The 13,852-nt window shown below is 49.8% G+C and carries 12 protein-coding genes; 4 read left to right on the forward strand and 8 right to left on the reverse strand.

Annotation, left to right across the window (positions count from 1 at the left end; translation table 11 throughout):
- Positions 1-47: 47 nt before the first annotated feature.
- Positions 48-344 (forward strand): hypothetical protein, encoded by a 297-nt coding sequence (locus GS601_RS09610; protein ID WP_162423061.1) that lies wholly within the window; start codon positions 48-50, stop codon positions 342-344.
- Positions 345-409: 65 nt separating this feature from the next.
- Here GS601_RS09610 and polA read toward each other — a convergent pair whose 3' ends face one another.
- The 5 genes from polA to rplI form a co-directional block, all read right to left on the reverse strand.
- Positions 410-3,337: a DNA polymerase I gene (polA, locus tag GS601_RS09615; protein WP_202924986.1), complete on the reverse strand. Its 2,928-nt coding sequence runs from the start codon at positions 3,335-3,337 to the stop codon at positions 410-412.
- A 477-nt stretch (positions 3,338-3,814) separates the two neighbouring features.
- Positions 3,815-4,018, reverse strand: coding sequence for a hypothetical protein (locus GS601_RS09620; protein WP_162423062.1), 204 nt, complete (start codon positions 4,016-4,018; stop codon positions 3,815-3,817).
- 119 nt (positions 4,019-4,137) lie between these two features.
- Entirely contained in the window at positions 4,138-4,905 is a 768-nt protein-coding gene (locus tag GS601_RS09625) for a M48 family metallopeptidase (RefSeq protein WP_162423063.1), read from the reverse strand.
- Positions 4,906-5,155: 250 nt separating this feature from the next.
- Complete coding sequence (gene dnaB / locus GS601_RS09630; protein WP_162423064.1) at positions 5,156-6,514, reverse strand: replicative DNA helicase; 1,359 nt, start codon at positions 6,512-6,514, stop codon at positions 5,156-5,158.
- Positions 6,515-6,669: 155 nt separating this feature from the next.
- Positions 6,670-7,128 carry a 50S ribosomal protein L9 gene (rplI, locus tag GS601_RS09635; RefSeq protein ID WP_162423065.1) on the reverse strand — a complete coding sequence of 153 codons (459 nt, stop codon included), beginning with the start codon at positions 7,126-7,128 and terminating at the stop codon, positions 6,670-6,672.
- Between the two features lie 494 nt (positions 7,129-7,622).
- On the opposite strand from rplI, the gene GS601_RS09640 reads away from it, so the two are divergent.
- The gene (locus GS601_RS09640) at positions 7,623-7,937 is read left to right on the forward strand and encodes a hypothetical protein (RefSeq protein WP_162423066.1); all 315 of its coding nucleotides are present in this window, start codon (positions 7,623-7,625) and stop codon (positions 7,935-7,937) included.
- 93 nt (positions 7,938-8,030) lie between these two features.
- Here the strand turns inward: GS601_RS09640 and GS601_RS09645 are convergent, their stop codons facing one another.
- Together GS601_RS09645 and hisG are read right to left on the reverse strand one after the other, a co-directional pair.
- Positions 8,031-9,872 (reverse strand): ABC transporter ATP-binding protein, encoded by a 1,842-nt coding sequence (locus GS601_RS09645; RefSeq protein WP_162423067.1) that lies wholly within the window; start codon positions 9,870-9,872, stop codon positions 8,031-8,033.
- A gap of 95 nt (positions 9,873-9,967) precedes the next feature.
- A complete protein-coding gene (gene hisG / locus GS601_RS09650) occupies positions 9,968-10,618 on the reverse strand; it encodes an ATP phosphoribosyltransferase (RefSeq protein ID WP_162423068.1) in 651 nt (216 codons plus the stop codon).
- Between the two features lie 168 nt (positions 10,619-10,786).
- Between hisG and rppA the strand changes: the two genes are divergently transcribed.
- Entirely contained in the window at positions 10,787-11,488 is a 702-nt protein-coding gene (rppA, locus tag GS601_RS09655) for a two-component system response regulator RppA (RefSeq protein WP_476638885.1), read from the forward strand.
- Between the two features lie 116 nt (positions 11,489-11,604).
- Here the strand turns inward: rppA and GS601_RS09660 are convergent, their stop codons facing one another.
- Positions 11,605-12,441, reverse strand: coding sequence for a metallophosphoesterase (locus GS601_RS09660; protein WP_162423069.1), 837 nt, complete (start codon positions 12,439-12,441; stop codon positions 11,605-11,607).
- A 355-nt stretch (positions 12,442-12,796) separates the two neighbouring features.
- Between GS601_RS09660 and GS601_RS09665 the strand changes: the two genes are divergently transcribed.
- Complete coding sequence (locus GS601_RS09665; RefSeq protein ID WP_162423070.1) at positions 12,797-13,828, forward strand: HNH endonuclease; 1,032 nt, start codon at positions 12,797-12,799, stop codon at positions 13,826-13,828.
- The last annotated feature ends 24 nt before the right edge of the window (positions 13,829-13,852 follow it).

The raw sequence follows: 13,852 nt of genomic DNA on the forward strand, positions 1-13,852 counted from the left end.
TTATTCCTAGGCTGGGACAACTTTTTTGATTGATATCTGAAGCCAGCATGAGAGCGCGAATAGAAGACGATATTTTGTTTTTGCATCATGAAGATGTCCCGCCCTATAAAAAGGGGGGATCGGTGGTGCGGAATAGTTATTTTTGGGCATTGAAAGCGATCGCAGGACGAGCCAGCCGAGGGCGCGATTGGGAGTATGAACCGGAAGTATGGTTTGCGTTAAACCGAATGTTGTTGTCGTTTGCAGAGTCGGGCTATTTGGGTTTGTCAGAAACGCAGTTGGAGTTTTTGCCTGATACAGGAGAAATTCCAGATGTGCTGCGATCGGTATCGACTTGGTTATAGACAAAAGGTGATAGATACATAGGAAAACATCCATACTTTGATCTGACGAATAGTTCTCGTATGACCTATTTTGTCTCCATCCAATTTTGTCCTGAATTAACTTCTACTAATAACGGGACGCTGAGCTTAACTGCATTTTCCATGGTGGTTTTAATCTGCGATCGCAGATCTTCCAACCTATCGGGATGCACTTCAAACACAAGTTCATCATGCACTTGCAGCAATAATCGTGCCGGATAATCTTTTAGAAGTTCATGTAATTGCACCATTGCAATCTTAATAATATCGGCGCTTGATCCCTGAATTGGGGCGTTGGCAGCCGCCCGTAGCAAACCGGCATCAAACTGATCGCGCAGTTTCAATTGATCAAGTTGAATGTCATCAGGATTCTTGCCCTGCATCCGTTGTAGCGATTCGCTATTAAACCTAAAATAGCGCCGACGACCTTTGATAGTTTCAACATACCCTTTTGCGATCGCGTCTCGCTGCATTTGTTGGAGGTAATTAAACACGCGAGGATAGCGCTCGTTAAATCGCTCAATAAACAATTTTGCTTCGGTAGGTCTGACGCCAGATTCGCGGGCAAATCGCTGGGCACCCATGCCATAAATGACACCGAAATTGATAATTTTTGCCAAGCGACGCTCTTCAGAGGAAATATCCTCTTTTTCTAGCAATAATTTTGCAGTTAAGGTGTGGATATCTTCATTCTTTTGGTAGGTTTCTAATAGAATGGGTTCTTGACTAAGGTGGGCAAGAATGCGTAATTCGATCTGCGAATAATCTGCCGCAATCATACACCAGCCTTCTTCAGGAATAAAAGCTTTACGAATTTGCCGACTAAAGGCGGTGCGAATGGGGATATTTTGCAAGTTTGGGTCAGAAGATGATAGCCGACCCGTCGATGTAATGGCTTGGTTAAAGTCAGTATGCACCCGATGGGTTTTGGGATGAATCAGTTTTGGCAGGGCATCTACATAGGTGGATTTGAGTTTAGATAACGTGCGATATTCTACGATCGCATCCACAACCGGATGATCGCCTTGAAGCTTTTCTAAAACAGCCGCATCGGTGGAATAGCCTGTTTTAGTTTTACGAGATTTTCTCTGATCCAAGCCTAATTTATCAAAGAAAAGTTCACTCAGTTGTTTAGGAGAACCCAGACTAAATTTTCCCCCCGCCGATTCGTAGGCACTCTGTTCGATCACTGCGAGATCTTTTTCTAGCCTCACCGAAAATTCTTTTAGGTAGTCTTGATCAATGCGGACTCCGGTTGCCTCGATTTCTGCTAAAACAGGCTCAAGCGGCAGTTCCACCTCAAGCAGTAGCTGATGCAGTTGGGGGGTCGGCTCAAGGTCTAAGCGCAACTTCGGCACCAAGTTGTAAGTTGTGTAGGCATCCATGCCGCAATAATCTGCCACTTTTGGAATCGAGATATCTGCGATCGTGCTGCCCTTGGGTACTAAATCGGTATATTCCAGCGCCCGAATGCCCAGATAGCGATAGCCCATGTCACTTAGTTTGTGGCTCGCTTCAGGATTGAGCACATAACTTGCCAGCATCGTATCGAATACAACACCAGCTAAATGAATGCCTTGAAAGCGCAAAATCAAGCGATCGAATTTAGCGTTCTGCAAGGCTTTAGGATAGTTGGCACTTTCGAGAATAGGTTTCAGCGCCTGGAGCGTTGCCTTTTTATCGAGGTTTGTACCGCTCTTGTGGGTCAGAGGAATGTAGGCAACTTCGTCAACGGCTGACCCCCAACAGCAGCCGATGCCTACTAGATCAGCATCAAGAGGATTAAGAGAATTTGTCTCGGTGTCCCAGGCGACAGGCGTTTCTACCCTGGTGTGCGTTAATAAAATCTGGATCAGATCGGCGAGTTTTTCCGGCGTATCAATGATTTGAGGTGCGATCGCAACTGGCGTAAATGCTTCTGCGTTTTCTGTATCTTCTGCACTAAAAAACCAGAGATCGTCACTTTCATACTGAATGAGAGGCGTTCCAGTTTCCGATGCCGCTTGCGTTGTGCCTTCTGTTTCAGAAAGTTCGGCATCAGGTTCACCACCGAGTTGCCGTTGCCATTTCTGCACCTTACCTAAAAACGATTTAAATTCTAATCGCTCGATCAGGGGCATCACGACTGCTTGATCAAAACCCTGAAGTTTGCAGGCTTCAATTTCTAAATCCAAGGGCACGTTTAAATGAATTTGTGCCATCCATTGTGAATGCCGTGCATCATCGTGTCCAGTTTCTAGTTTCTTTTTAACGGCACCTTTGATCTCGTCAATGTGTTGATAAATGTTTTCCAACGAGCCATAGGTGGTTAACAATTGCACCGCCGTTTTCTCGCCAATCCCTTTTACACCTGGAATGTTATCCGAAGGATCACCACATAGCGCCTTAAAATCAACCACTTGAGAGGGCAATACGCCCAGCTTTGCTCTTACTTCTTCAACGCCAAACTCTTTGGGCGGCGGTGTTCCCTTGCCGTAGGTTGTACTCATGTACAGGATTTTCACCTGTTCATCGGGATCGACTAGCTGAAACAGATCGCGATCGCCGCTCAAAATCTTGACTTCAAACCCGGCTTGGCTTGCCTGCCGTGCCAGTGTGCCAATCACATCGTCTGCTTCATATCCTGGCAAAACGACAATGGGCAAATTCATCGCCGTTAGCAACTCCTGAAGATTGTCTAGATCGGGCATGAAATCTTCGGGCGTTTCTGGGCGACCCGCTTTGTAGGTGTCGTCAGCATCATGGCGAAAGGTTGCGCCCCCTAAATCAAACGCGATCGCAAGATAATTGGGTTTCTCTGCTTCAACCGTTTCTAGTAGCGCCTTGAGAAAGCCGTAAGAAACACTAGTTGGGATACCGTTCGAGGTTCGCAGCCCACCATCGCGCCCTTTGGCAAACGCAAAGTAGGAGCGGAATGCCAAAGAGTGACCATCGACGAGAACAATTTTGTGGGGCTTGACAGATGTTGCGCTCAAAGTAGACAAGCTTGAAAGGGACAGGCTTCTATTTTAGCGGGGGATAGGACGGAAGCAACGCCTGGGACGATCCGATGGGATTGTATCAGGGCGATCGAAAAAGCACTATGATGAAGCATTTTTTGCTTACGTTGATCGCTCAGAAGCCGAAGCCAACTGGATCGAACTTCCCTCCGTTGAGTCAATCGAAGACCTCCAAAATTTCCCCGAATTCTTCAGAAAGCTTGATCCAGGCATAGAAAAATAAACAGATTCAATCCTGAATTTCCGAAAAAATGGTGAACCAAAGTTCGTAGTACTGCCCTAATTGAGCCAACCCAAAAGGCTCGCGATCGTTACTTAAATGCGCGCTCTTCTAGCCCGACCCAGAGAACCCACGCTTGGCGATGAAGAAATTGCTGCAACACGCGAACAGTGTTTGGTGGAGAAATACTTAACGTTACTAGGGTTTGCTTTGAATCTGACTCGGACAATCGTTTAATCTTCGTCTAGTTTGTCGGCTCTAAGATATCCGGGTTCGTTTAGCATTTCCGGGGTCACTGCCGGATTTTCAACAATTTCTCTAGGATCACCCTCATAGCCACCACGAGTGACTAAATCCATCGGATCGACCGTTTCTTGTTCGGGTTTTGCGTCGTGTTTCTTATTTTCGGCAGGACGACGATCGGCAGGTTCGGGCATGGGAAGTCCTCAATAGCTCACCTGACAATGTTAGAGGAGCGATCGCAGAAAAAAGCCTCTCTCAAGGCTGAAAAATGGGCAACCCAAGCCTAGACGATTCTTACCAATTTTATACAGTTTTATATCTCTGATCCCAGCACCGACGGCTCTAACCACGGCGGGACATAATGGCTTGACTTTCGCAATTCTCGATCCAACGGTTTATAGTTGGCGTCTTTCGCTTGCACCAATCCCCAAAAGTTTGCAGAATGATTGAGATGAACGGTGTGACACAACTCATGAATAAACACGTAGCGCACTAAGGGGGGAGGCAGAAAGAGCAGCTTGTAATTGAGGCTAATGTTTCGGCTCTGAGAGCAGCTTGCCCACAGTGTTTTCTGTCCGCGAATTGCTGCTTTGTGAAAGGGCAACGCCACCTCTTCGCTGACCGACCAAAGCCATGGCACAAGCCGCTGGTAGGCTTTGCGGATCAACCACTGCTGCAACAGCGATTTGCAGGCGTCTTCGTTCTGCGTATTGCCTCGTAAAATAAGTTTCGTCTTATCTTTTTCGGTCAGGGTTAACCGAGTGGTTGCTGTGGCGCAATATTCGACTTGCCATATCTGATCGATCGATCGCAGATTTAGCTGCGTGGGTAAGCCATGAGAATGCTCTAGCGCTAGCTGTTGGCGCTGTTCTTCGAGCCGCTCAATGGTGCGCTCGATCCAACTTTGCTTGTTGTGCAAAATCTCCGGAATCCGGCTGCGATCGAAGCCTTTCGGAACGATGACCTCTAGCCCGCCTTGCACAGACATCTTGAGGCTCACGTGTTTTGCCTTGGGGCTTTCGCGAATTCGGTATTGTGGAAATTCCACAAGCTGACTTTTGATCAGTTTTGACTCAACCATGTGAGATGGGGTGGGCAATGCCTAATCAGTAGTCTATCGTACTGCACCGATTCTGAAAATCAAGATCCGCCAGACGACGGTGATTTTGTGGTGGGTTCCTCGCAACTTTAGAAGGCTAGACCAACGGGATGGGATGGTGAGATGGGGTAGCATCTTCATCTACCCTCTCATACCAAATTGATTTTTCACGGCGACAGATCCTCTACCCTCTCACACCTCTACCCTCTCACTCCTCTACCTTCTACTAGGCTTAATGCTCTCGATTGGGAGCAGCCAGATTGAGAAAGCGGGTAAACTGCGGCTCGAATAAAAGTTTGACCGTTCCTGTCGGTCCGTTTCGATGTTTGGTGATGATCAGTTCTGCAATGCCTCGATCGGGCGTATCAGGATTGTAATATTCTTCGCGATACAGCATCATCACTAAATCGGCGTCTTGCTCGATCGAGCCTGACTCGCGCAGATCTGACATCATGGGGCGCTTGTCTGAACGAGATTCGACATTGCGGCTCAGTTGCGAGAGGGCAATAATGGGCACATTCAATTCGCGGGCAAGACCCTTGAGCGATCGCGTGATTCTCGACAGTTCTTGAACTCGGTTTTCGCTGCCTGTGCCTTCCATCAACTGAAGGTAGTCGATCAAAATCATGCCTAGTGCGCCGCCTTGTTCTGCCTGGAGTTTTCGGGCACGCGATCGCATCTCCGTCACACTGATGCCGGGCGTGTCGTCTACAAACACGCGCAGTTCCGAGAGGCGGCTAATCGCATGTCCGAGGGGTTCCCAATCGTGCTGGGCAATTCGCCCCGATCGCAATCGCCCACTTTCGATCCGAGCTTCACTAGCAAGCAGACGCTGGATAATCTGCTCTTTTGACATTTCTAAACTAAACACCGCCACCGGCAGCTTATACTGGGCGGCAATATTTCGGGCGAAACCCAGGCAAATCGCGGTTTTGCCCATCGACGGACGCCCTGCCACAATGATCAGATCCGATCGCTGGAAGCCCTGCGTTTTGCCATCGAGGTCATAAAATCCGCAGGCAAGCCCGGGTAGTGCCATGCCGACCGATCGTTCTTCGATATCAGAGAAGGTTTTCGTCAAAATATCGGCGGCGGCGGTCAACCCTTGGCTAGGACGAACCTGAGTAATACTAAATACCTTCTGTTCTGCCTCGTCTAAAACATGCTCTAAGTCTCGTTTGGTGTCGTGCCCTAGCTGAGAAATTTGATGCCCTGCGCTGATCAGTTTGCGACGCAGATATTTGTCTGTCACCAGTTGGGCGTATTGGTCAATGTTGACGGCGCTAACGGTGCGATCGACGAGTTGCACCAGCTTGCTCTGTCCACCAATCTTTTCCAACAGCCCCCGATCATGGAGCCAAGCGGTGATGCTCATCAAGTCTACGGGCGTTCCTTGGTTGTGCAGCGTCAAGGCAGCCCGAAACATTTCTTGATGGGCGCTGAGATAAAATGCCTCTGGTTTGAGGAGGTCGAGGATACGAGCGATCGCATCTGGGTCGAGCAAAATGCCGCCCAAAATCGCTTCTTCTGCGTCAATATTTTGGGGCGGAACGCGATCGTTGATCGGTTGAAAATTTAATTCTTGAACCATGAGGGGGCAGGTCGAAGGTTGGGCAGAAACAGCAGGCTGACACCGAGCGCAAGCAGGGTCGAGTTATCACCGTAGCCAACTCGACCCCCTCACTATACAGACATTCATTATTTTAGCAAGAGTCAGTACAAAAATACTGATCCGCCCCAAAATCCTTAGGCGGCAACAACCTGAACCGTCACCGACACCGTAACTTCGGGGTGAAGTTTGATGTCTGCTCTGTACTCACCCAAGCTATGCACGTCGGGCAGAGTCACCGTGCGGCGATCGATCTCTTGATTTGCTGCTTGCTGAATGGCATCTGCAATATCCTGGTTGGTTACGGTGCCAAAAATTGCGCCTGTTTCGCCCGCTTGCTTTGCGATCGCAACACTGCCCACCGCCTCGATCGCCTGCTTTTGCGTCAGCGCTACTTCCTTAAGCTCTGCCAACCGTTGCCGCTCTAACTCACGACGACGCTCCACCTGCTTGAGCACGCCCGGCGTCACCTTAGACGCCATACCCTGCGGAATCAAATAGTTTCTGGCAAAGCCGGGAGCAACTTCAACCAAGTCACCCAACCGACCGAGCTTGCTTACGTCCTTGTTAAGGACTAACTGAACACGTTTCGCCATAATTTTCCTGTTGTCAACTGCGCCTTGCACAAACATACCATTTTACCATTACAAGCTGCTATTTGCCGTGATTAGATTGCCGAGATAGACCGTTTTTAGGGCACATGACGCTAGTTCCGTATTTTCCCCCAGGTTGCGATCGGGAATCCAGGCTACCGAAAGTTAGAAACGCTTCAGCTAAACTGATCGTCAGTAACCCCTGTCTCCGTTGGAACACGGCGCACGAGAGATTGTTTTCTCAGCGTCATTGTGTGAACACGGATTCACAGATTAGCCCTAAAACTTTATACCTTCTTAATGTGCCACTCAAGAAATTGATCCGGAGTTAAGCAAAATTGCGGAGTGATGGTTAATAATAGTCGGTTGACAAGGAGTACAGGAATCCGGTCGCTTGCCCTAAGCGTACTTTTAGAGCCTATTAAACTGTCCTCGCCTTGGAGGGCGTGCTCCCCTGGTAGAAACGTGCCACCTACAGCAGGTTATGGAGGAGAGGGATGAATTGTGTGGTTGAGAAATGGCTAACGATCGCCGCCCTGACCGGATGGATTGGGTCAATGGGCAGCATGATGGTATTGGCAGTGAGTGCGCCTTCTGTGAACCCGGCGATATCTGCATCGCAGCGATTTGCCGCCCACAACACGAGCGGGCTGAGTATCTCTCGGCAGGTTACGCTTGCGCCGCTGGATCACACCACCCTAACCGAACCCAAGTTTTTAGATCAATCCACAATTCAATCCGCCGATCTGCCCCTTGATCCGGTTTATCGGCATTGGCTTGATCAAAGCAGCCCCCAACCTGAGAAATATTAGGCACAAACCCAACCTGCTTAGCCAAGCGGTGGGTGCACGTTTCCAAAAGCAGGAAACACGTTAAGCCTCGCCGATCGGCAACCCCCAATCTTTCTAGTCCTCCAGCATTTGCAGACGATATAGGCTGGCATAAAGACCCCCTTGAGTCAACAGTTCTTCGTGGCTGCCTACCTCCACAAGCTGACCTCGCTTGAGCACCAAAATGCGATCGACATCTCGAATGGTTGAAAGTCGATGAGCAATTACGATCGCAGTCCGATTTTCTAGCAACCGTTCTAACGCATCTTGAATCATCGCTTCGGTGACGACATCTAGGCTAGCGGTTGCCTCGTCTAACACCAAAATTTTTGGATCGCGGATGGCAGCCCGGGCAAACGCCAGCAGTTGTTTTTGCCCACCCGAAAGGTTGGTGCCGCGCTCGCGTAGCATCGTGTTGTAGCCTTGGGGCAACTGCTCGATCAGCCGGGCGACGTTTGTTTTTTCGGCGGCAATCTGCACTTCTTCAAAGCTGTAAGACTCGCCCAAGGTGATATTACTTTTGACATCGCCAACAAACAAGAAGCCATCTTGCAAAATGATCGCCATGCGGCGACGAAGCTCTGCCTGGGGCAACTCGCGAATATCTATGCCGTCTAGGAGAATTCGCCCTTTGGTCGGCTCATACAATCGACTGAGCAGCCGAATAATGGAGCTTTTCCCGGCTCCGGTCGGACCGACGAGGGCAACTTTTTCCCCCGGATGAATGACAAAATCGAGGTCTTGAAGCACATATTCGTCTGATTTATAGGCAAACCAAACCTTCTCAAACCGGATCTCACCCGCGTTTGGGTTGCTCTCTACGCCGATCGCCCTGTCGTCGAGTTGATCGTTTCCCTGATGGCGATCGCGGATCTCAATTGGCTCATTCAAAATCTCGCTGACCCGCTCTACCGCTGTGAATCCGGCTTGGATTGCCGTAAACTTCTCAGCAAACTGACGCAGCGGATCAAACAATCGTTGGGCAAAAAGCACAAAGGTAGACAGCGTTCCAAAATCGAGGGTGTTGCCTCTAATCAGCCAGCCGCCAACGCCAAGGACTCCGGCGATCGCAATGAGTGAGACCCATTCCAGGGTTGACGACACCGCCGAATCAAAGTAAATGGTGCGATCGACGGCTTTGATGTAGCGCTGATTGACCTGCCGGAACAGGTCACTGTTCAACTGTTCGCGCCGAAAGAGTTGCACGACGCCAATTCCCGTGATGTTTTCTTGCAAGATCGAATTGAGATCAGAGAGTTCTTCACGAGCGCGGTAGTTGGCTTGCCGATATTGCTGTTGAAAATAAATAATCAATGCAGTCACCGGCACCAGCATTAGCACTAGCATCAGGGCGAGTTGCCACTGGGTCAAAAACATAACGACTGTGATCACCAGCATTGTAAATAGATCGGAGAAGACCCCGATCGCGCCGGTTGAAAACACTTCTCCGAGCGCCTCGACATCGCTGGTCAGGCGAGTGATCAGCTTGCCAACGGGAGTGCGATCAAAAAACCGCACCGCTAGCGAGGTGACGTGCCTAAACAAATCGCTGCGAATGTCGGCGGTGATGCGCTGTCCCACATGTTGCACAAGATACCCTTGGGCAGCATCGAGGGCAAGCCTCACAACCATCGTCAGCAGCAGCAATTGGGTGAGAATCGTTAGCCCCTGAAACACGGGGAAGTCTCGCAAAAAACCAAAGGGAAAATCGAAGGCAGATGGCTCTTGGCGGAGCAACGAAACGGCTTTTCCGATCACAACGGGTTGGAGCGTGCTGGCGATCGCAGACGGAACCAGAAACACCAGCGACCAAATTAATAAGCGGCTGTTGCGACGAGCATAGGGGGCGAGACGGAGAAACAGACGCCAGTCCGTTTCTTGGGGACGGTGAGAGCGGCGGGAAGCGGTCAAAGACATAGCGAAAAATCAGGATGGGGGGAGAAAGGACGCCCTGGGATAACGGGGGGTAAGGCGTACCTCATAAGCCGAGAACGGGTGACGTTAAGGCAAGGTTAAGCTGCGATCGCGTCTTTGATTTGACTGCGGATATGCTCTACATAGGCGTTTAGGGCATCTGTGTTGAGCCGGTAACTGAGGGGATGGGCAATGAGGCGAGCAGTGCTTTGAAACAAAACATCGATTTCGATCAGCCCGTTCTCGCGGAGGGTATTTCCCGTCGCGACAAGATCAACGATCGCCTCTGACATACCCGTGATTGGTCCCAATTCCACCGAGCCGTAGAGCGGCACAATTTCAACGGGCAGGTCTAGATGCTCAAAATATTTACGAGCGCAGTGGACAAATTTTGAAGCAACCCGACCATGCAAAGGCAATTCTAACGACGAACGATAGGGACTCGCCGCCTTCACCGCCACCGACATCCGGCAACTGCCAAACCTCAGATCGACCAGATGAGCAACATTGGGCGCTTTTTCTCGCAGCACGTCATACCCCACAATTCCAAGCTGGGCTTGCCCATACTCAACATAAACGGGCACATCAGAATTGCGAACGAGTAATGCCTTTGCGGTTTCAGTGGGGTCAGTGATTTGCAATTGACGATTGCCCGGTTCTAAAAAGGCGCTGAAATCGAGACCGACGGCGCTGAGCAATTGAATGCTGTCTTTTAGGAGCGCGCCTTTGGGAATTGCGACGGTAAGCATGGAAACAGGGGGTATGGGAAACGAAATAAATGCTAAGTGTTCAGCATAATCATTTTAAGTAGAAACTAAGATCATAAGCCTTCTGGCAAGCGTTGGGTTTTGCGTGCTAATGGTCACAGTTTAGGGTAAAGAAACTTCAAGGGAAGGACATCAAGCCTTTCATGCCTCATGCCGATGAAGATCCTTCTAGTTGACGACGAAATTGAGATGGCGCAGCCCCTCAGCCAACTGTTATCTCGCGAGGGCTACACCGTAGATGTGGTGTATGACGGAGCACAAGGGGCCAACCTGGCGCAGCAAGGGCAGTATGATTTGCTGATCTTAGACTGGATGCTGCCCTCGCGATCGGGCTTGGAGATCTGTCAGCAGGTGCGATCGCAAGGCGACTCAACCCCAGTTCTGTTTCTCACAGCTAAAGATACGATCGACGATCGCGTACTAGGACTAGATGCCGGAGCCGATGATTATCTCGTCAAGCCGTTTGAATTGCGCGAGTTATTAGCGCGAGTGCGGGCCTTGTTGCGGCGTCCAACAGGGCTAGAACCAACTCAGCCCAGCCAGCGCCTGAAGGTAGAAGGATTAGAACTTGATCTGCAAAATCAGGTCGCCTATCGAGACGGGCGAGCGATCGAGCTATCGGAAAAAGAATGTCAACTGCTGGAATATTTTATGCGTCAGCCTAATCAGCTTCTCACGCACGACCAACTCTATCAGCATGTGTGGAGTGATGGCGAGAAGCCGACGAGTAATGCGTTAGCGGCTCAGATTCGCTTGTTGCGGCGCAAGATTGAGGCGAAAGGAGAAGCGCCGTTAATTTCCACTGTGTATGGAAAAGGGTATCGGTTAGGTCGCTCAGGAGGCGGTGGGTAACATTCACCTCTCGACCGTATTTGTGATCCTCAAGCTCTACCCCTTGCTGTGAACATTCAGCCAAAGGTGAGTAGCATTGAATTTTCGATGGCATTGAATCCTCAATTTTCTCTCCGTCACGAGTCGTCCCGCACCAAGCGAATGATGGTCACTTCGGGTGGGCAAAACAGCCGACCCGGAAAATAGGTGCCTAACCCACGATTGACATACAGCCGATTGTTGCCGACCTGATGAAAACCTTTCACCCATTCCCAATGGGTCATCACCCGGTGGCAGGCGCGCAAAAAGGGGAATCTGCGTTTCACCCGTCTGGGAAGATAACGGTATGCCTGAGCGCATCGCACAGAGACATTTCCGAGTCCAGGAAGAATAATTTGCCCACCATGGGTGTGCCCCGAAAGCTGCAAATCGACCCGCCAGGGCTGCAACCATGCGGCGCAGTCAGGGTTGTGGGCTAAGACAAGCCGAGGAATATTGGGAAGCTGATCCATCAACGCGGCGACCTGTCTATACTCTGCCGACCATAGATCCGCAAGCCCGACGAGCGCCAGTCCTTCGCCTAGAGGATAGGCAACTTGGTTCCAGAGCACGTGGGCATCAATGGTTGTGAGCGCATCAACGATCGCGGCTCGGCTTCCCCGACAATACAGATCATGATTGCCCAAAATCGCATACACCCCAGCGGACGGCTGCAACAATTTTAGCCGTAGCACCAGATCAGAAATCGGCGTTGGATCGTCGGTGACAAAATCGCCCGTGATCACAACGAGATCCGGTTCGGCATCGTTAGCAGCGTCGATCGCCTGCATCAGCAAGTCATCGGATAAGCGTTGCCCGTCATAGTGCAGATCAGAGAGTTGAACGATTGTCGTGCCATTTAGGTGGGGGGGCAGACCCGCGATCGCAATCTCCAACGTTTCAACGCTCAACGCTTGGGTGAAAATTGGCTGCATGACTCAGATCCTTCAAAGCAGCCTCCAGCTTAACAAGACGGCTAACGTCTGATGATGAAGAGATGATGAGAAGCTGGGGTGAAATGACAAGCTACAGACAGCAGATAGCGAACTTAAAGAAGCATTAGAGTGAAAAGTGAATTGGCATTTTTACTTTTAGGAACTGCCTAAACATAGAGCGATCGTTGAATGCGAGTCGTGGGCAAGCTAAGCTGACGGGCTATTCATTGATCTCATTTTGCTCAGGGTCGTAGGCAGAGAGTTCTGTTGGGATCATGAGAAGAGCATTTCAATTTTTAGATTTTGCGAATAATCGCAATCGCGCTGTGTCCGAAAAGTAGCTCCAGAGGGTGAGATGGATTTTCTGCACGAATCGAAGAAGCTCTTACAAGCTGCTCAAAATGCTGCTCAGGAAACTGCTCAAAAAGCAGGCGAAGCGATTGATGCCGCTACAGAAATAACCACTGATTTTGTGACTTCAGGCACACAGACGATCGAACAATGGACGCAGGACTCGTCAGCCGTCATCAATCAAACCGCTCAACAAGCTAGCAATACAGCAGCAAGTTTGGGGGCGACTGGCGCTCATCTTGCAACGGCACTTGCAGCACTGCCTCAAACGGTCGAAGAATTGGCAAGAGAAATGCCAAAAATTGCTCAGCGTCTGAAGAGTGCAGGAGTTCGCAGCACAGATTTACCGCGATCAGATGCGGAAATCATGAAGCTGTTCGATAAGATTCCCGCAACTTCAAAATTCGGTCGTGATCCTCAAACTACAATTCGTCAATTTCTTTCAGATAAGCATGGTAGCCACATTATTCCGCATTCTCAAGGCGGTTCAAACGCGGCAAACAACATTGTGTGGGAAGTAGGCATTGATAATATTCGCCGCAGTGCCCAAGCAATGACCAGTGGTGAACAAGTTTACATTCGCATTTATAATGCCGTTGATTCGATCGTTAGAAACGCAGGTGCGATCGCTCCTATGGGCATTACCGTCACCTTCACCGCAACGTTAACTCAAGTGATTGTGACAGCGATCGCCTACTCTTTGGATCTTTACCGTGGAGACATGACGATCGAGGAATATCAACAATTAATTTTGGAGACAGCTAAGAGCGTTGGTTTAAGTACGCCAATTTTCTTTCTAGTATTTATTGCAGTGCTGGCGTTGTTTCCTGAGTTTGCTGTGCTGCTATCTGCCCCAGCCGTGGTTGCAGGATTTAATGCTTTGCTGGGTTTAAGTGTTGCCACTCCAATTATCCAATCCCTAACACGCCATACCGAAGCAGGCGGATTTGGAGAAGAAGCCAGCAGCCAATATAACCAGTTAAAAAGTAGCCTTCAAGGTCAGATTGACGATTGGGTACAGAGCAGTAGTCATTAGCTAGAACGCTGGAGGAAGTCTTGT

Origin of the sequence: Myxacorys almedinensis A, assembly GCF_010091945.1 — a bacterium.
Classification (GTDB): Bacteria; Cyanobacteriota; Cyanobacteriia; order Leptolyngbyales; family Leptolyngbyaceae; genus Myxacorys; species Myxacorys almedinensis.